Origin of the sequence: Candidatus Sodalis endolongispinus, from assembly GCF_018777395.1 — a bacterium.
Taxonomy (GTDB): domain Bacteria; phylum Pseudomonadota; class Gammaproteobacteria; order Enterobacterales; family Enterobacteriaceae; genus Sodalis_B; species Sodalis_B endolongispinus.
This window is the reverse complement of record NZ_JAFJYC010000002.1, coordinates 817,137-834,913: the sequence shown is the minus strand read 5'-3', so window position 1 is coordinate 834,913 and position 17,777 is coordinate 817,137. Positions and strand designations below refer to the sequence as shown.

The 17,777-nt window shown below is 59.9% G+C and carries 11 protein-coding genes and 6 pseudogenes; 8 read left to right on the top strand and 9 right to left on the bottom strand.

Annotated features, from left to right (window positions below; all coding sequences use genetic code 11):
* Nucleotides 1–339 precede the first annotated feature (339 nt).
* The 4 genes and pseudogenes from JZM24_RS17095 to JZM24_RS17080 all read left to right on the top strand — a co-directional run bounded on the left by JZM24_RS17095 (nt 340) and on the right by JZM24_RS17080 (nt 3,364).
* Entirely contained in the window at nt 340–1,095 is a 756-nt protein-coding gene (locus JZM24_RS17095) for an ABC transporter substrate-binding protein (RefSeq protein WP_215671257.1), read from the top strand.
* 14 nt (nt 1,096–1,109) lie between these two features.
* Nucleotides 1,110–1,929, top strand: a pseudogene (locus JZM24_RS17090) (amino acid ABC transporter ATP-binding protein).
* Nucleotides 1,926–2,678 carry an amino acid ABC transporter permease gene (locus JZM24_RS17085; RefSeq protein WP_215671158.1) on the top strand — a complete coding sequence of 251 codons (753 nt, stop codon included), beginning with the start codon at nt 1,926–1,928 and terminating at the stop codon, nt 2,676–2,678. Before JZM24_RS17090 ends, JZM24_RS17085 begins: the two are co-directional and overlap by 4 nt.
* Nucleotides 2,675–3,364: an amino acid ABC transporter permease gene (locus tag JZM24_RS17080; RefSeq protein ID WP_215671157.1), complete on the top strand. Its 690-nt coding sequence runs from the start codon at nt 2,675–2,677 to the stop codon at nt 3,362–3,364. Before JZM24_RS17085 ends, JZM24_RS17080 begins: the two co-directional genes overlap by 4 nt.
* Nucleotides 3,365–3,520: 156 nt before the next feature.
* On the opposite strand, the gene JZM24_RS17075 is transcribed toward JZM24_RS17080, so the two are convergent.
* Entirely contained in the window at nt 3,521–4,003 is a 483-nt protein-coding gene (locus JZM24_RS17075) for a MarR family winged helix-turn-helix transcriptional regulator (protein ID WP_215671155.1), read from the bottom strand.
* Nucleotides 4,004–4,100: 97 nt separating this feature from the next.
* On the opposite strand from JZM24_RS17075, the gene JZM24_RS17070 reads away from it, so the two are divergent.
* Entirely contained in the window at nt 4,101–5,018 is a 918-nt protein-coding gene (locus tag JZM24_RS17070; protein WP_215671153.1) for a DMT family transporter, read from the top strand.
* A gap of 273 nt (nt 5,019–5,291) precedes the next feature.
* Here JZM24_RS17070 and gpmA read toward each other — a convergent pair whose 3' ends face one another.
* A complete protein-coding gene (gene gpmA / locus JZM24_RS17065) occupies nt 5,292–6,065 on the bottom strand; it encodes a 2,3-diphosphoglycerate-dependent phosphoglycerate mutase (RefSeq protein WP_215671255.1) in 774 nt (257 codons plus the stop codon).
* Nucleotides 6,066–6,377: 312 nt separating this feature from the next.
* Between gpmA and JZM24_RS17060 the strand changes: the two genes are divergently transcribed.
* Complete coding sequence (locus JZM24_RS17060; protein ID WP_312885055.1) at nt 6,378–8,639, top strand: membrane-bound PQQ-dependent dehydrogenase, glucose/quinate/shikimate family; 2,262 nt, start codon at nt 6,378–6,380, stop codon at nt 8,637–8,639.
* Nucleotides 8,640–8,969: 330 nt separating this feature from the next.
* Here JZM24_RS17060 and JZM24_RS17055 read toward each other — a convergent pair whose 3' ends face one another.
* The 4 genes and pseudogenes from JZM24_RS17055 to JZM24_RS17040 form a co-directional block, all read right to left on the bottom strand.
* Nucleotides 8,970–9,257, bottom strand: a complete 288-nt coding sequence (locus tag JZM24_RS17055; RefSeq protein WP_215671253.1) for a YjcB family protein — start codon at nt 9,255–9,257, stop codon at nt 8,970–8,972.
* 120 nt (nt 9,258–9,377) lie between these two features.
* A pseudogene (locus tag JZM24_RS17050) lies at nt 9,378–10,973 on the bottom strand (efflux transporter outer membrane subunit).
* A gap of 1 nt (nt 10,974) precedes the next feature.
* Nucleotides 10,975–12,538: pseudogene (locus JZM24_RS17045) on the bottom strand (DHA2 family efflux MFS transporter permease subunit).
* A pseudogene (locus JZM24_RS17040) lies at nt 12,535–13,587 on the bottom strand (HlyD family secretion protein); the annotation flags it as partial. The pseudogenes JZM24_RS17040 and JZM24_RS17045, both read right to left, overlap by 4 nt.
* Before the next feature lie 48 nt (nt 13,588–13,635).
* Here JZM24_RS17040 and JZM24_RS17035 point away from each other — a divergent pair.
* Complete coding sequence (locus JZM24_RS17035; protein ID WP_215671147.1) at nt 13,636–13,809, top strand: hypothetical protein; 174 nt, start codon at nt 13,636–13,638, stop codon at nt 13,807–13,809.
* Nucleotides 13,810–14,195: 386 nt separating this feature from the next.
* Nucleotides 14,196–15,158: pseudogene (gene pbpG, locus JZM24_RS17030) on the top strand (D-alanyl-D-alanine endopeptidase).
* A 134-nt stretch (nt 15,159–15,292) separates the two neighbouring features.
* Here pbpG and JZM24_RS17025 read toward each other — a convergent pair.
* The 3 genes and pseudogenes from JZM24_RS17025 to JZM24_RS17015 all read right to left on the bottom strand — a co-directional run bounded on the left by JZM24_RS17025 (nt 15,293) and on the right by JZM24_RS17015 (nt 17,479).
* Nucleotides 15,293–15,982: pseudogene (locus JZM24_RS17025) on the bottom strand (glutathione S-transferase family protein).
* 49 nt (nt 15,983–16,031) lie between these two features.
* Nucleotides 16,032–16,487, bottom strand: coding sequence for a GNAT family N-acetyltransferase (locus tag JZM24_RS17020; protein WP_215671145.1), 456 nt, complete (start codon nt 16,485–16,487; stop codon nt 16,032–16,034).
* On the bottom strand, nt 16,487–17,479 hold the full coding sequence (locus JZM24_RS17015) for a Gfo/Idh/MocA family protein (protein ID WP_215671143.1): 993 nt from the start codon (nt 17,477–17,479) through the stop codon (nt 16,487–16,489). The genes JZM24_RS17020 and JZM24_RS17015 overlap by 1 nt, the downstream gene beginning before the upstream one ends.
* Between the last annotated feature and the right edge of the window lie 298 nt (nt 17,480–17,777).

Sequence of the window (17,777 nt, the reverse complement as noted above, 5' to 3'; positions counted from 1 at the left end):
CTGCCGGTAATTGCGGCGAGACGGCCGGACTGCGGCGCCCGCCGGCGGGTTGCGCTGTGATGGAACATGCAAAAAACGTTCATAATGATTTCTTATGACCAGGCAGAATAAAGTTATGCGCTTAAGTACGTAGTGGCGTCGAGGATCATGTGTAACACTCTGTTTTCGGGCGGAAGTGCTGCAGGTGTGGCGTAATATCCCGCCGTGTAAAACGCCCGGGACGGGCGGTCGCGCTCAAGCAATAATAAGATCGATAAGGAAAACCGATGGCATCTTTCAGGCATTACTCCAGATTGACCAGGGCGGCAGGCGCCCTCTTGATGTTGACCCTCGCGCCCTCTGGCGGCGCAGGCGGATCAATTGGCAGATATTCAACGCGCGGGGGTGGTGCGCGTCGCCACGTTTGACGCCAATCCGCCGTTTGGCGCGATTGATGCCAAATCTCATCAGATTGTCGGTTATGACGTTGATTTCGCCCGCGCCGTAGCCGACGTGCTGGGTGTAAAATTGGCGCTGGTGCCCACCAACCCCGCGAACCGAATCCCCTTGCTACAGTCCGGCAAAGCCGATCTGATTATTGCCGATATTACTATCACGCCCGAACGGGCACAGGTGATTGATTTCTCCACCCCGTATTTTGTCACCGGACAGCAATTTCTGGTGCCTGCCGCCTCGTCGAATAAACTTGATGACTATGCCTCGGCGCGGATAGGCGCCGTAAAGGGGACCACCGGCGAGCAGGCGCTGCATCAGCGTTTCCCCAACGCCCGCGTATTGGCCTATGACGATATCCCTCTGGCGCTGTCGGCGCTGCGCAATGGCAATGTCAAAGCCATCACCCAAGACAGCACCGTTTTGGCGGGGCTGCTCGCCGGCGCGACGGATAAGGCAAAGTACAAAATTTTGCCGGAGTTGCTAAGCCAGGAGCAGATCGGCATTGGCGTTAAAAAAGGGGAGGGCACGCTGCTGGCGGCAATTAATCAGCAGCTGATTGCGCTTGAGCAGAGCGGTAAAGCAGCGCAGATTTACAACAGCTGGTTCGGGCCGCAGTCGCCCGCGCCGCCGCCGCGTTCGTTCACTCTGACCTCCCGATAACAGGCGCTACCGTGGTGAAGTCATTCAATGTACCGGCGGCAATCTTGCCGCCGGGGACGGGCGACGTTCCGGCAGCTGTGGAATTTCGTCGGGTAAGCAAAGCATTCGGACAGCAGTCGGTGTTGCAAAATATCAATTTACGGTTAAACACGGGGGAAGTTGTCGCCATCTGCGGGCCGTCAGGCTCCGGTAAATCCACGCTGATCCGCCTTATCAACCAGCTTGTAACCCTGAGCAGCGGCGAGATTTTCATTCATCAGCGTCCCACAGCCGGCCTGAAAGGTCGGCAGCGGCGGGCGCTACTAACCGGCATTGGTTTTGTTTTTCAGCAGTTTAACCTGTATAGCCATCTCACCGCGTTGGAGAACGTTTCGCTGGCCCTCATCAAAATTCATCGGTTGAGCGTGGCCGCGGCGCACCAGCATGCGCAGGAGAAGCTGCGGCAGGTAGGTTTAGCGGACAAGACATCCTTTTTCCCCCATCAACTTTCTGGCGGCCAGCAGCAGCGGGTGGCTATCGCGCGCGCGCTGGCCACCGGACGCCGATATTATTTTGTTCGATGAACCCACCTCGGCGCTGGATCCCGAGATGATTGGCGAAGTACTTTCGGTCATGCGCGACTTGGCCGGCAGCGGGGTGACCATGATTGTGGTTACCCACGAGATGCAGTTTGCGCGTGAAATAGCCGATCGAGTGGTGTTCATGGACGGCGGCGAGATTTTGGAGCAGGCCAGTCCAGCGCGCTTTTTCACCCGGCCGCAGCATCCGCGCGCCCGGCGATTTCTGGAAAGAGTGCTGTCACCCCTCGGCGCCGGGGAGCCGACACCCATATGATGTGGCATCCTGATTGGGCCGGTGTGCTGAGCGGCCCGCCGCTGGCGTGGATTGGTACCGGGTTTGTCACCACGTTGCTGGTGACCCTGGCGGGTTCGCTGTTGGCGACGGTCATCATGCTGCTGTTGCTGGTACTGCGCATGATGCCGGGCCGGGCTGGGCGCCTGCTGGTGGCGGGCTGGGTTTCGCTGTTTCGCAATACGCCTTTGCTGGTACAGCTTTTTTTCTGGTATTTTGCCGCCTGGAGTGCGTTACCCATCGGCTGGCGCGATTTTCTGGCCGATGATCATCGTTGGGCGATGCTGCCGGGCAATCTTCCCTGGCTGACGCCGGAGTTCCTCTGCGCCGCCTGGGGACTGGCCATGTTCAGCGCGGCTTACCTGTTGGAAGAGCTGCAGGCGGGGCTAAACGCCATGCCTGCAGGGCAGCGCGAAGCGGCGATTGCGCAGGGTTTCAGCCGTCTGGCGATGCTGCGTTACATCCTGCTGCCGCAAGGGTTGCGTAACGCCTGGCAACCGATGGTCGGGCAATACCTCAACTTGATGAAACTCTCCTCTCTGGCGTCGGCGATAGGTTTTGGCGAGTTAACGTATTACATCAGCCAGATCGAAAGTTACAATGCCCATGCGCTGGAGGGTTTCGCCGTCGGTACCATGCTTTATCTGTTGTTGGGTCTGGCGGTGGGCGCCGCTCTGCTACGGCTGGGCCCGCGGACGCCCGGGCGCCCGCCGGCGGGAGGCCAGCCATGAATTTTGATTGGTCGGTGATCCTGGACAATCTGACCTATCTCCTGTGGGGGCGGGCGGCGGAAGGGGAACCCGGCGGTCTGCTGCTGACTATCATGATAGCGCTTGGCGCGGGTGTCATTGCCCTGGCACTGGGGGTACTGTTGGCAGCGGTAGCCTGGCGTTACTCCGGTTGGCCGCGCCGCTTACTGTTTATCTGGGCGGAACTCATTCGCGGTATCCCGCTGATTTTCGTCATTTTCTGGCTTTACTTCCTGCTACCGGTGGCGTTCGGCCATTCGCTGCCCGGCGCGGTGACCGTGACGCTGGCGCTGGCGTGGTTTACCTCGGCGGCGGTCATGCATGCGACGCTGGCCGGGCTACGGGCGTTGCCGACAGGTCAGGTGGAGGACGGGCTGGCCAGCGGCCTTAGCCATTGGCATGTCCTGCGGTTGATTCTACTGCCCCAGGCGTGGCCCAATGTGTTGCCCTCGTGGAGCGGGCTGTTGACGTCACTAATTAAGGATACGTCGTTGGCGTTTATCGTTAACGTACCGGAACTGACTACCGTGTCAGGTCAGGTCAACAGCCGGCTGCAGATTTATCCGGCCGAGATCTTTTTGCTGATTGGCGCGCTGTATTATGTCCTGTGCGCCTCGCTCACGTCGCTAGCTGCGTGGTTCGCTCGCAGCGTCGGTGCAGGCCGTTAGCCATCCCGGGAAGTATTCGGGCGGCGTTAAGCGACGGTATTGCGCGCTGCCTGCTGAAATGGCTTTCGCCTACCGGTTAACGCCTGCTGACTGCCGGAGCAAGGCGGGCGGCGATGGCGTCGCTTTTGGCGGCGAGGAATATACCGCCCAGGGGGGCTATTCATTCGCCTGCAGCCACAGGCGCAGCAAGGCGGTCAATTGTTGACGCTGTGCCACATCAAGCGGCGCTAACAGTCGTTGTTCATTCGCTACATGAGCGGTCAAGGCGCGGTCGATTAGCGTCAGTCCGGTTTCGGTCAATCCCACTTTACAGCTACGGCGATCGTGTTCATGGGGTTTGCGGTATATCAAGCCGCGCTCCACCAGTTTGTCGAGCCGCACCGACATCGCACCGGAGGACAGCATCAGCGTCTGATACAGACGGGTTGGTGTCACCTCTTCGCCGCTGCGGCGCAACGTGGCGAGAATATCAAACTCCACCGGCTCCAGGCCTGCGCAGGCATGGAGCGCGTTGACCTGAGTGCTTATTAAGTCATTTATTCTGGCGAGACGGCCAACCAGCCCCATTGGCAGGCAATCCAAATCCGGGCGCTGGTTGCGCCACTGTTCCAGTACGCGGTCGACATGGTCCTGGTTCATTGCTTCTCCTGTCGAGATAATAACCAAAATATACTTGAGGCATCGATAAATTTCCAGCATTATATCTTTTGTGAAAGATACTTTTTGGAAAGCTATAATGCCTCTTTTTCTTGCCTTGCTGGCCCCGATATTGTGGGGCAGCACCTACGCGACGGTCGGCCTGTTTTTGCAAGAACAGTCGCCCGTTTGGGTGGCGGTCTGGCGCGCGCTGCCCGCCGGCATCCTGCTGTTGTTGCTCCATCCCGCGAAACCGCCGCTGCCGGCGAAAAAAATGCTGCTGTTGAGCTTTTGCAATATCGCGGCCTTTTTTTTCCTGCTGTTTATCGCCGCGTACCGGTTACCGGGATCGATAGCCGGCACTTTGAGCGCCACCATGCCGCTGCAGGTAATGCTGCTGCGCTGGCTGCAGGAAGAGAAAAAACCTTCTTGGTGGATGGCGCTGCTATCGCTGGCGGGTATCGCCGGCGTAGGGTTGTTGCTCAATCCATCGTCGTCGCCAGATCCTATCGGCGTTGCCGCGGCGCTGGCGGCAACGCTGTTGATTGCCCAATCCACCTTATGGATGAGTCGTTGGCAGTATCGGGATGCGTTAGCGCTGACCGCATGGCAACTGCTGCTCGGCGGACTGATGCTGCTGCCGGTAGCGCTGGTGCTGGCCGGGCCGCCGAGTTTGCCACGGCCGCACGCCTGGCCGTGGCTGGTGTTGGCCAACAGCGCGCTGGCGTATTGGTGCTGGGTCCAAGCGCTGAGCCGCTTTGGTCCCGCGGTGATGTCGATGGCGTCGTTGCTTAACCCTCTCAGCGCAGTATTGCTGGGGGTGATGTTGTTGCCGGAACGGCTGTCATGGCCACAATGGCTAGGCATCATACTGATTTTACTGGCGGTATTGTTAATGAAAATACCGTCTCCGCTGCGCCGTCCCCTGCGCCACCCTGTGGCGAAAAACACCCCGGACGCGTGCGCGGGCCGGTGTGCCGCGCGCTCGCACGGTGCTCGGGCGAGAGACAAGCCTTAACCTTTGCGCTGCGCCCGCGCGGCGCTTGGTCGGAAGACAGGGCTTAACCTTTGCGCTGCGAGTGCTGCTCCCGCGCGGAGCCCGGTTGGGAGGCAGGCCTTAACCTTTGCACTGCGATCGCTGCGCCCGAGCGGTGCCCGGTCGGGAGACAGGCCTTAACCTCTGCACTGCGAGCGTTGCGCCCGCGCGGTGCCCGGTCGGAATACAGGGCTTGACCTCTGGACTGCGTGCGCCGCCGCGGGACGCCAAGCGTTGGGTCGGCGTGCCCGCGGACTATCTTTTACTGCCGGTGCGGATAACCGCCGCGATCCGGTTGGCGATGTCCTGCTCATCGCCGAGAAAATAGCGTTTGCGCGGCTGATTATCGCCATCAAATTCGTAAACGATTGGCACGCCGGTCGGAATATACAGCGCCGTCAGAGCATCTTCTTTTAGGCCGTCCAGATATTTGACCAGCGCCCGGATGACGTTGGAATGCGATACCAGCAGCACCTGTTCTGAGCGCTGCAGTCGGGGTGAGATAACCTCATGCCAGTAGCCCACCACCCGTTGCTCGGTCGCTTCCAGGCTCTCGCTAAACGGCCGGGTGACAGCGGACAACGTACGGTAGCGGGCATCGTGTCTCGGATGGCGCGGATCGTCCGGCAGCAGCGGCGGCGGTGAGGCCCGGTAGCCACGACGCCAGGCCATAACCTGATCATGGCCGTAGCGTTCGGCGGTCACCGCTTTGTTCAATCCTTCCAGCGCGCCGTAATGGCGCTCGTTCAGCCGCCAGCTTTTTTCCTCCGTCAGCCAGCTCTGGTCGAGCTCATCGAGCAGCAACCAGAGTGAATGCACGGCCCGCAGCAGCACCGAGGTACAGGCAAAGTCAAAGCGGTAGCCGTGCTGCTTTAACAGCCGCGCCGCCTCGATAGCCTCGATGCGTCCCCGTTCGGTCAGTGTGATATCGGTCCAGCCGGTAAATCGGTTTTCATGGTTCCACAGACTTTCGCCGTGGCGCACGATCACCAGACGTTTTGCGGCCGTCGCCGTCGTAGCAGGAGTCATTATCATAAATCGTTCAGGTACCCGGCGGGCTGAAGCGCCACATCATCGTTGGTCAATTCGGATTGGTGGCCACAGCAGCATTAACAAAATTACGTCAGCAGAGTATGGCGTATATGACTACTATAATATCAGTCTTTCTATACAAATCTTGACATGAAAGCTGTCCGTGCGGCGCCAAGGCAGGTCGATGTTAACGCTTGCCTGCCTTTGCACGGAAAGGTTTTATTCCTATCGGTACCGTTCAGGAGCAGTCATGCTACGTCGTCTTATTTTACCGGTTTGCTGGTGTGTGTCTGTGGCTTGTTTTTTTTGGTGGTTGGACTGTGGCTGGTGGCGTTGGGCGGTTCCGCTTATTATCTCCCGGCCGGCATTTTGTTGAGCTTGAGCGGTTTCTTTATTATCGAACGGCGCTTGATGGGGCTGTGGATTTATTGGCTGACGTTTGTGCTAACCGCGTTGTGGGCGCTGTACGAGGTCGGTCTGGACGGTTGGAAACTGATGCCGCGTCTGCTGTTGCCGGCGGTGCTCGGGCTGTGGTGCAGTATGCCGTTTATCGTCCGGCCGCTGACGTCGTCGCGTCGACAGCGCCTGTTGGCCGCCGTCGCCGGGCTATTTTATCTGCTGACCGGCGTCGGCGTGATCGGCGCGGGCTACCTGACCAGCGAGCGTCTTTACGTTCAGCATGCGCCGCTGCCGGCGGCGGCGCAGAGCGCGCCACAGGAGGCCGGGCGCAATGATTGGCACTACTATGGCCGCACCCCGAGAGGGGAACGTTACTCGCCCCTGACACAGCTTACCCCTGCTAACGTGGCCGGCCTGGCGCCCGCCTGGGCTGTCCATACCGGCGATGTCATGCAGCCGGGGGAAGATAAAAAAGGCCGCGAGTTCAATTTTGAAGTCACGCCTATCAAAGTAGCCAACCGGCTCTATTTGTGCACGCCACACCGGCAAGTACTGGCGCTGAATGCGACCACCGGCAAAACCCTGTGGTCTTATGATCCCCATAACGACACCCGCGCCAACGAGTATCTTGCCTGCCGCGGCGTGGCTTATTACGCCTCCCCCGCACCTGCGAATGTTCCCTGCGAACGACGCATTATCACCACTACCGCCGATGCCAAACTTATCGCTCTTGATGCCGACACCGGCCGGTTATGCGAGGATTTCGGCGTCGGCGGCCGCGTGAACCTGACCGATCGGATGGGCAAGGTGCCGCCGGGTTTTCATTTCATCACATCCCAGCCGCTGGTGGTCAACGATAGCGTGGTGCTGGGCGGCTGGATATATGATAATCAGGCGCGCGGCGAACCGTCAGGGGTAGTGCGCGCCTATGACCCTCGCAGCGGCAAGCTGGCCTGGGCATGGGATATGGGCCGGGATAATCCTACCGCGCCGCTGAAACCCGGCGAAACCTATACGCGCGGCACGCCAAACGGTTGGGGCACCTATACCGCGGATCCGGCGCTGGGGCTGGTGTATATCCCGCTGGGTAACTCGACGCCGGATTATTACGGTGCCCAGCGCCGGCCGTTTGACGACACTTATTCCAGCGCTATCGTGGCGCTGAGTCTGGCAACGGGAAAAGAGCGTTGGCACTTCCAGACCGTCCATCACGACGTCTGGGATTTCTATTTGCCCATCGGACCTTCGCTGGTGGACCTGCCACAGCCGGGGGGTGGCACGCTGCCGGCACTGGTGCAGACCACCAAAATGGGCCAGTTGTTTTTGCTGGATAGACGCACCGGCAAACCGCTGGCGCAGGTTGAGGAGCGACCGGTGCCGCAGGAAGGCCATTTCCCGAGAGAACGCCTCTCGCCCACCCAGCCGTATTCCACCGGCATGCCGACACTTGCCCCGGCTAACCTGACCGAAAAGGATTTGTGGTGCGCCACGCCGTTCGATCAGCTCTGGTGCCGGGTGCAGTTCCGCCGATTTGGCTATCAAGGACAATATACGCCGCCGGGATTGGGCACCCGCATTGCTTATCCGGCGTTTGACGGGGTTATGGACTGGTACGGCGCCTCTGTCGATCCGGCGCGTCAGGTGCTCATCGCTAACACCAGCTATATCCCGTTTATCGCCGAGGGCATCACCGAGCAGAAAGCGTTGCGCAGCAGATTGATGCAACCGTGGGCCGGCTGGGAGAGCGACAAGCCTTACCCCAAGCCGAAAGATTTTGCGGTGGGGCCGCAGTACGGTACCCCCTATGCCGAGGTCGTGCGCCCCTGGTTGTCGCCGCTCGGCGCGCACTGTAATGCGCCCCCCTGGGTCAAACTGGTGGCGATTGATTTGCAAAGCCGTAACATCAGCTGGGAGCGTCCGGTAGGCACGACCCGGGATATGAACATTTTCAAAACCCATACTAATCTACCGCTGCCGACGGGAATTTTTACCATGGGTGGCAATATTATTACCGCGAGTGGCTTGATTTTCATGGGCGCCACCGCCGACGATTATCTGCGCGCTTTCGACGAAGCGAGCGGCAAAGAACTTTGTCGCGGTCGACTGCCGGCGGGCGGCCCCAGGCGACGCCAATCACTTATCTGGGCGACGACGGCCGTCAGTATGTGGTGATTGCCGCTGGGGGGCACGGCGGGTTGGGTACGCGCACCGGCGACAGCGTGGTGGCCTGGGCGCTGCCCGCACGCAGCAATCACGGAAAATAATGGCGCGGCAAACGCGCCTGACGGTGCAGGTGTGGTCATTGCGGGTGGTCGCCGTCAGATGCCGGTTTCGCCTTTGCGCGCGGTCGCGGGCATACCGCAGCGAGTCCTCGGTTTCATCGCGGCGTGCAGGTGCTGGCGGGCTTAACGGCCATGAGGCGAGTACCGCGCGACCATATTTGCGCACGAATGGCGGGATGCGACGATATTGACCCCGGCCGTGACGCGTTTAAAGCGTCATTTAAGTGAACTGCAGGTCGGGTGGGGTATTGGCTATCATAAACTGCATACCTTGCTTCATGCCTTCCCACATCTCATGGCGCATCAGCAGCAGCTCCGACAGGGTGATCCCCAACAGGCCGGTGACAAACCAGCAGGCCATACCGATGCCGACGCCGGTGAAAATAAAGGCCATCGCGTTGCGGCTGGAGCGTCGGCACTGCACGTGTAATTGGCTGGCGAAAAACATCATCATGGCGCTGAGCAACTCCAAACGCATTACAAGAAAGCTTGCGGTAAGCGTTCCCACGGTGAAAAATCCTCCCATCATCAACTGATGGTGTAATTTTCCCTCGTTTTTTTGCATTGCGCTACAAAAATTTGTGATGGGAGTCATAAAAAACACCCACATCACTTGCGTTATATCGATTCATGACTTCGAGTTAACCGTTACAGCCGGGCCAAATACCTGAAACTTGGGCAAATCTCCTTGCGGGTAGAGATCCCAGCCGCCGCCCATCGCTTTATACAATGAAACCAGATCCAAGCTTGATTGCACGCGGGCGCTTGCGGACTGCTGTCGCGCCTGCGCCTGCGCCTGCGCCTGCGCCTGCGCCAGCTGCCGTTGCGCGTCCAGCACCTCGATGAAGGTGCTAATCCCCTGACGGTAGCTGTTGCTGGCCAGATTGAAGGCGTTTTGCAGTGCGTCGGCGGTTTGCTCAAGTCCGTCAACCCGCTGCTGGTCGGCGCGATAGCTGACCAAGGCGTTTTCCACATCCTGCAGCGCCGTCAACACCGTTTGGCGATAGGAGAGCACGGCATTCGCCTGCTGCGCGCGCGCCAGCCGCACCGACGATACCAGCCGTCCACCCTGGAAAATGGGAATGGACACCTGCGGGCCGTAAGAATAAAAATGGCTGCTCCAATGGGTCAGATAGTCGGCATCGGTGTTGCGCATGCCGAATTGGCCGGTCAACGACCGATCGGGGAACAGCTGTTCGACCGACACGCCGATATTGGCGTTGGCGGCATGCAGCTGCGCCTCTGCCTCACGCACGTCGGGACGGCGGCGCGCCAGGGACGCTGGCACCCCCACCGGCACCGCCGCCGGCAGGCGCGGCAACGGTTTGGTCTGGGTCAGCTCGACGTCCGGCGCCCCCGGCGGCAGCCCGAGCAAAACCGCCAGTCCATTCATCGCCTGGCGCTGTTGCGCCTGATACTGCGATAGTTTAGCACGCAGCGAGCCGATTTGCGCACTGGCGTTTTCCACATCCAACTGCGGCGCCAAACCGTTGCGCGCGCGGCTTTGGGTTAGCTACAGCGACTGCTGCGCCACGTCGATTTGCTCCAGCAGCGTGCCGCTGACGCTTTGCGCGCCGCGTAGCTGTAAATAGGCCCGCGCCACTTCGGCCTCCAAAGACACCAGCGCATCATTGCGGCTCTCCACCGACGCCTGGGTTTGCGCGTTGGCCATTTCAACCGAGCGGCGCACCAGGCCCCATAAATCCAGCTCCCAGGAGGTATCGAAACTGCCCTGATAAAGGTGGATCGGCCGGGTGATGGAATCGAGGCGCGAGGCAAGCGCCTCATTGCTCTCAGCCAACTGCGCGCGCGCGCCGGAAGAGTCGAGTTCCCCTTCAAGCCCTAACTGCTGGCGGGTAGCGCTGGCGTTGGCCCTGAGGGTCGGCAGGCCGGCAGCGCCCGCCTGCAACGTTTGCTCCCGGGCGCCGGCAATACGCAGCACAGCCTGCTGCAGTGAGATATTGCCGGCGATGGCGCGGTCGATAAGACTATTGAGCTGCGGATCGTTAAAGGTGCGCCACCACTTCGGATCGGGCTGGGCAGCCAATGCTTGGGAGGCGGTACGCTCGGCGCTGTGCAAATCATTAAAAGCCGCCGGCGTGGTGGGATGTGGTGGTTGATAGTCCGGCCCCACCGAACAGGCGCTCAGCGTCAGTGCGCTCAAACCGAGCAGCGGTGACAAAGGGAAAGACAGCCTCCTGTCTGGGCGAAAACGAGCCGGCATATTAGTGAGCTCCCGCGTTGCCTTCGCTTTTCACCGGCGAAAGCAGAAAACAAAATGGAATAAGAATTAACGACACCAGCGCGCAAAGGCTGAAAACATCGATATAAGCCAGGATCCGCGTCTGCGCCACCATTTGTTGGTAGAGTTGTCCCGTGGCAAGCTGCGTCGAGTCGCCGATGACGCTGCCGACATCGCGGAACGCTTGGGCGGCACGCTTATTGCCTGCTGAAATTGTTCATTGAACGGCGACAGGTTATGCACCATATCGGCGCTATGGGCCTGGGAGCGCTCGGTAATGGCGGCGGTGGACAGCGAGATGCCAATGGAGCCCGCCACGTTGCGGAACATGGTAAACAGTGCGGAGCCATCGGCATTCAGTCGCTGGGCCAGCGAGACGAAGGCGAGGGTAGTCAGCGGCACGAACAGAAATACGAGGCCGATGGACTGCGCTGCACGCATTTTGACCATGGTATTGAAATCGATATTCGGCGCCAAATGGCTGGAGTAGATAAACGACAGCGTCATCAAGGTAAAACCGAACGCCACCAGCCAGCGGGTCTGCACCACAGTCATCAGCTTTAGCACCAGCGGAATGGACAAGACGATCAACGCCGCCCCCGGCGAAAGCACCAGCCCGGACCAGGTGGCGGTATAGCCCAGCTCCTGCTGAGCCAACTGCGGCATGACCACCGATCTGCCGTAAAGAATCATCGCCATCCCTGCCATCAATAGGCTGGAAACGGCAAAATTGCGGTCCTTCAGGCATCGCAGATCCACCACCGGTTTACGGGTATAAAGCAGCCAGTACACCGCGCCCACCAGACCGACCACGGCCAGTAGCGCAAATAAGCGAATGAAGCCGGAGCTGAACCAATCATCATCTTCACCGCGATCCAGCATAACCTGCAAACAGCCCAGCCCCAGCGCGATAAGCCCGATACCGATATAATCAATATTAAGCTTGCCGCTTTTCACCTTGCGCTCCCACGGGGGGTCCTCAAGCATCTGGTAGATGGCCAGAAAGGTCAGCACGCCCACCGGGATATTAATCAAGAATACCCAGCGCCAGCTGTAATTATCGGTGATCCAGCCGCCCAGCGTCGGCCCGATAACCGGCGCGACGATAATCGCGATCGAGGAGAGGCCGAACGCTTTACCGCGATCCTCGGGTTTGAAATAATCGAGCAATACCGACTGCTGGACCGGTTGCAGGCCGCCGCCGAAAAAGCTCTGCATGACGCGAAACAAAATCATTTGCCACAGCTCGGTGGCGATCCCGCACAAAAAAGAGCAGACGGTAAACATGACCACGCAAATCAGGAAGTACTGTTTGCGGCCGAGCACCCGGCTGAGAAATGCCGAGATGGACAGCACGATGCCGTTTGCCACCAAATAAGAGGTCAGCACCCAGGTGGACTCGTCATAGCTTGAGGACAGGGTCCCGGCGACATGGGGCAGCGCGACGTTAACGATGGTGGTATCCAGAATTTCCATGAACACCGCTAGCGTGACGACGATGGCGACCAGGGGTTACTGGACGGCGTCCAGTGGCGTTCGCCGCTCATTCAAGCATGACCTTCGGCTCGGCCGACAGCCACAGCGGCAGCGGCGTGTTGGTATCCAGGCCGCTGTCGATGACGATTTTGACCGGGACCCGCTGAACAATCTTCACGAAGTTGCCGGTGGCGTTTTCGGCCGGAAAGGTGGAAAAGCGCGAGCCCGATCCCTGCTGAATACTATCGACATGGCCGTGCAAGGTGAGATTGGGATAGGCATCCACCGTGACTTCCACCTGGTTGCCGTGACGCATGCGCTCAAGCTTGGATTCCTTGAAATTGGCGGTAATCCAGATGTCTGGCGAGACCACCGAGAACAGCGAACTGCCCGCCTTTACCAGCGTGCCGAGCTGGACATTGCGCCGGGTCACGAAACCGTCGAACGGCGCGCGCACGTCGCTGTAGGAGAGATTGAGGTCAGCGGTTTCCAACTGCGCCTGCGCTTGATCGACCTGACGCTCGCGCGCTTCGACATTGGTCTCGGCCTGACGCACCTGCAACTGCACTTGGGCGGCGACCTCGACTTGCGCCTGGGCGTTGGCCAGTTCGGCGCGGGCGGAGCGCAACTGGGCGCTGGCGTTATCGATGTTTTGCTGCGAGGTTGCGCGGGGATCGACGCCGCGCTGCCGGCGGTAGTCCGCCTCGGCATTTTGTAAACTGGCTTCAGCGCGGGCCTGTTGGGCTTTGGCCTGGGCGAGTTGAGCGGGGTATTGCACTTGGGAGAGCGCCAGTTGCGCCTGCGCCTGATGCAGTTGCGCCTGCGCCAGACCCAACTGCGCCCGCGCGCGGTCGCGCTCGGCGGTCGCATCGCGCGGGTCTATTTGCACCAGAAGATCGCCATGGTGCACGTGCACCCGCTGGTTGTCTTTGACCAGCAGTTTCACCACATAGCCGGATATTTTCGGCGCGACGGTAACCGCATTGCCCTCAGTAAAGGCGTCATCGGTGGTTTCCTGGTTGCGGGTGGAAAGCCAGAACCACAGGCCGATGATAAGCATGACCACCACCACCACCGCCAGAATAATCAGCGGCTTTTTGCCGGGGCGCTTGCGTTCGTTGCCGCCGTCATCATCCGTCTCCCGGGGGTTATCCTGCGGCTGGGCGCCATGACCGCCATCCCGGGGGTTAACCGCCGGCTGCGGGCCATTACCGCTATTCTGGTTATCGTCTTCCCGCCGGGTGTCGCCAGCGCGGAACGCGCCACCTTCGTCCCCGGGCCGGGGGGGCCGGTAGGGGTATCGCTGTCGGTGCCGGCAGCGCCTACAGACGGCGGAATATGACGGTCAGCGTCGTCATTGGGTCGGGATGCATCGGAAGTGTGCTTGGGTTTGTGGCTGTCCATAGGCTCCGTCAACTAACGTGGCAAGCGCTGCGCCAGAATAAAAGGAAACTGTGTCATTAAGGGTAAAAGGATTTTCGCTAAACACCAGTCCACGCACGACAGGAAATGTCGTTACGCCATTAAATGCTAAAACACCTGCGTCCAGCATACCCAGCGAAGCAGAATTAACAAGACAAGCGCTAATTATTCCCTTGTGTCAAGCGCGGTGGACGCGTTAAAAAGGTGACAAAAAATACCTCTTCCCGACGATTCGCGTTTTGGGTGAATGGGATATACTTATGCGCAATTCACTGCGGCCTTGCGGTATTTTTCAGGTAACGGATAATGCTTTCTCTATTACGTGTCGTGTATCTTGGCGTGTCACTTTTCACCCTCGGCAATCTGGTTGTCGCTCCCGCCCAGGCGGCGCTGAGCACCGAACCCGCGCCGCTGGTCTCTCCGCTGCAAATAGCGTCTGGTAGCGCGCTGGTGCTGGATATGTCGAATAATCATCTGCTCTACGCCGCCCATCCTGACAAGGTGGTACCCATTGCGTCGCTGTCCAAGCTGATGACGGCCATGGTGGTGTTGGACGCCAAACAGCCGATGAACGAAATGATTTCGGTGGATATCCACCAGACTGCGGAACTGCGCGGCGTGTTTTCCCGCGTGCGGGTCGGTAGCGAGATTGATCGCCGCACCATGCTATTGCTGGCGCTGATGTCTTCGGAAAACCGCGCCGCCGCCAGTCTGGCGCACCACTATCCCGGCGGCTACGGCGCCTTTATCAATGCGATGAACGCCAAAGCCCGCGCGCTGTGAATGACCCAGACCCATTATGTGGAACCGACGGGCTTGTCGATGCACAATGTGTCCACCGCGCGCGATCTCGCCAAGCTCCTGATGGCCAGTAAAAACTATCCGCTGCTGAGCGAATTGAGCACCACGCACGAAACCATGGCCACATTCCGCCACCCCGCCTACACCCTGCCGTTTCGCAATACCAACCATCTGGTCTATCGCAATGACTGGATTATTCAGCTGACCAAAACCGGTTTCACCAACCAGGCCGGCCACTGCCTGGTGATGCGCACCGTCATCAATCATCGCCCGGTGGCCCTGGTGGTGCTGGATGCCTTCGGCAAATATACGCACTTCGCCGACGCCAACCGCATCCGCAGCTGGCTTGAAACCGGCAAAGCGTCACCGGTGCCGCCGCCGGCGCTGGATTATAAGCGGCAGAAAGCGCGCCTGGTCGATCAGACCGCGCGCAACACCCGCCGCGACGATGGGCAATCATTGGAATAAGAAACAGATAAGGAAGCGGTTGGTCGCGAACCCGCACGCGGATCGGACCTCCCCCCAAACGGTGATACCGACGACGCTGCTCAATTCGGCCGCACCGCTCAATCAGGTAGCACCGCTTAATTCTGCCGCGCTGTTCAGCCCGGCAGCGCCGCGCGGAAATCATGGATCAACTCGCCGCAGGCCAGCATCTCCTGTTCATGGTCGGCGTCGCGCCAGGTTTCATCCAGCGCCTGCTGATACCAAAGCCGCATCGACGGCAGCGCCAGCATCCGTTCACACCACGCCTGGGCCGGAGCGCTCAGCGCGAGGCCGAAACTTTGCGCGCGAAACACCACCGGCGCATAGAACGCATCCACGGCGCTGAACGCCGTACCCGCCAGCCAGGGGCCGCCAAAGGTGCGCAACCCGTCTTGCCACAGGGCATGCAGACGGGCGATGTCTCTCTCTAACGCCGGCGGTACCTGCGTCAAGCGTACCCGCACGCCTCAGAACATCGGACGGAGATTGCGCAGGGTAACAAAACCGGAATGCATCTCCGCCGCGGCGCTGCGTGCCCAGGCGCGCGCCGCCGCCTACGGCCAGACGTGCGGATGATGCTCCGCCAAATATTCCACAATGGCCAGCGAATCCCACACTGTCTGTGCACCATCGACTAACACCGGCACTTTACCGGTCGGCGAAAAACGGCTGAAGGGCTGTGCGGCCGTCGGCGGTGCAAAGGGGTGCAAATTCTCCTCGAAGGGCACGGCCAGCGCTTTCATCAATACCCACGGCCTTAATGACCAGGACGAGTAATTTTTATTGGCGATATGCAGTTGATACATCCTTGCGTTCTCCCTTAAGGGGGTAAAAACCGTGCGCCGACGGACAGGTCTACAGCGTCACGCGGAAACGGGGCATGCGCAGGCCCGGCACCGTGACGGAATCCACGCTGCCTTCCTGGCGCGCGCCCATACGTTGATAAAATCCGGCGGCCAGCGGATCGGCGTCAATCAACAGCCGGGTGGCGGCGCCGGCGCGGTGTGCCGCTTTGATAGACCAGCCAAACAGGGCCTTGCCGATCCCCGCTTTTTGCCGCGCCGGCGAGACAAACAAGCGCGCCAGGAAAGCCTCTTCGTCATCCACCTGCAATTGAGCGACCCCCAGCAGTTGGCTATTGCTTTCCGCCACGCAAATCAGTGAATTTTCCATATCCGCGGGCCGAAAGGTCAGCTCCTGCCGGCAGCATTGCATAATCGCATCGTCATAACCCCATAACGCTTTGGATTGCAGACAGAGCTCAGTGAGTTGGGCCAACTCCTCAATGCGTGCTTCTCTGAGCTGATGCATTACTCTTTCCTCTCGTGCTGTTGGTAAATATGCAAGATGAGCTCGGTGACGCGCCGGGCGTCGTCGTCGTCGGCCAGCGGAACCGCCCCGCGGGCGACGGCCTGCTCGAAATCCGTCAAAATTGCCTGGTGTCGACGGCTATCGTTAAGCGTGGCGCTGCTGGCGCCGTTATCCGCCACCGGCGGAGGCGGGTGCGCGGGATTATCGACACCGTCGATATGCCAAACGTCGATACAATCGTTCGTAAGCGTAAACGTCCCTTTCTCACAGCACACCTCCAGCGGCGGCGGGTAGCCGGGACGTGCGCAGGTGGAGGCCACAATGGTGCCTATCATGCCGTTGTCATAGCGCATGACGACGGCGCCATGGTCCTCCGCTTCCATACGGTGGGCGAACGTGGCCAGCTCGCTGTGCAGCTGCGCGAGCATGCCGAGCAGCCAAATATAGGTGTCAATCGCGTGGCTCGCCTGCTGCATAAACACGCCGCCGCCGTCGAGCCGATAGCCGCCGCGGTATTCGGCGCTATCATAATAGGGCTGGTCGCGCCAGAAACGGCAACTGAGATCGGCGGCGTAAATTCGTCCAAGCGCGCCGCGCGCCAGCAAGGATTTGACGGCCAGATTATCTGGATAGCTACGGCGCTGAAAGCTGACCGCCAGAGTGACACCGCGCTGGCGGGCGGCGTCCATCATGCTGTCCATGGCCGCGACGGTGATAGCCAGCGGCTTTTCCACCAAAATATGCTTACCCAGGCGGGCAGCCGCGATAGCGCTTTGCGGATGCAGTCCGTTTGGCGTGGCGACAATGACCGTGTCAAAGGGTTCATCGATGTCGGCAAGGGTCGGCCAGCAAGGCAGGGATGGCTGGCCGGCCAGACCATGACGGGTTTGCCGGCGGGAGATAAACCCCGTCAGTTCACATCCTGCGACCGCCCGCAGCGCGTCGGCGTAGGTGCCGCTGATATTCCCCGTACCCACAATGACATATTTCATACACTCTCGGTGCCTTATGGTAATAACAGACCCGATCATCCCTGAAACGATGCCCCCGGCAGAAGTGACCCGAGTTCCCTTTTCCTGTAGCGGAGGCGACGGATGCCGTGAAGCGGCAATCGTAAAGCGCGGTATAGGCGAAAAACACTTTGTTACAGGGTAAGGCAGTATTGCAAAGCTTCCGGCGCTTGCCAAGCCCCCCGGACAGAAGGGGGGGCGGCGTGGAGGATTTGCCGTGGGCGGGCCTGAGCCCAAGAAACAATCCGTTTCAATAAATCTACCGCAGGCTTTATGCTGT

Bases quoted from the DNA above. Each gene is read 5' to 3' on its own strand.
- JZM24_RS17085 (WP_215671158.1), top strand. From the start codon at position 1,926: ATGATGTGGCATCCTGATTGGGCCGGTGTGCTGAGCGGCCCGCCGCTG.
- JZM24_RS17080 (WP_215671157.1), top strand. From the start codon at position 2,675: ATGAATTTTGATTGGTCGGTGATCCTGGACAATCTGACCTATCTCCTG.
- JZM24_RS17075 (WP_215671155.1), bottom strand. From the start codon at position 4,003: ATGAACCAGGACCATGTCGACCGCGTACTGGAACAGTGGCGCAACCAG.
- JZM24_RS17070 (WP_215671153.1), top strand. From the start codon at position 4,101: ATGCCTCTTTTTCTTGCCTTGCTGGCCCCGATATTGTGGGGCAGCACC.
- gpmA (WP_215671255.1), bottom strand. From the start codon at position 6,065: ATGACTCCTGCTACGACGGCGACGGCCGCAAAACGTCTGGTGATCGTG.
- JZM24_RS17035 (WP_215671147.1), top strand. From the start codon at position 13,636: ATGACCGCCATCCCGGGGGTTAACCGCCGGCTGCGGGCCATTACCGCT.
- JZM24_RS17020 (WP_215671145.1), bottom strand. From the start codon at position 16,487: ATGCATCAGCTCAGAGAAGCACGCATTGAGGAGTTGGCCCAACTCACT.
- JZM24_RS17015 (WP_215671143.1), bottom strand. From the start codon at position 17,479: ATGAAATATGTCATTGTGGGTACGGGGAATATCAGCGGCACCTACGCC.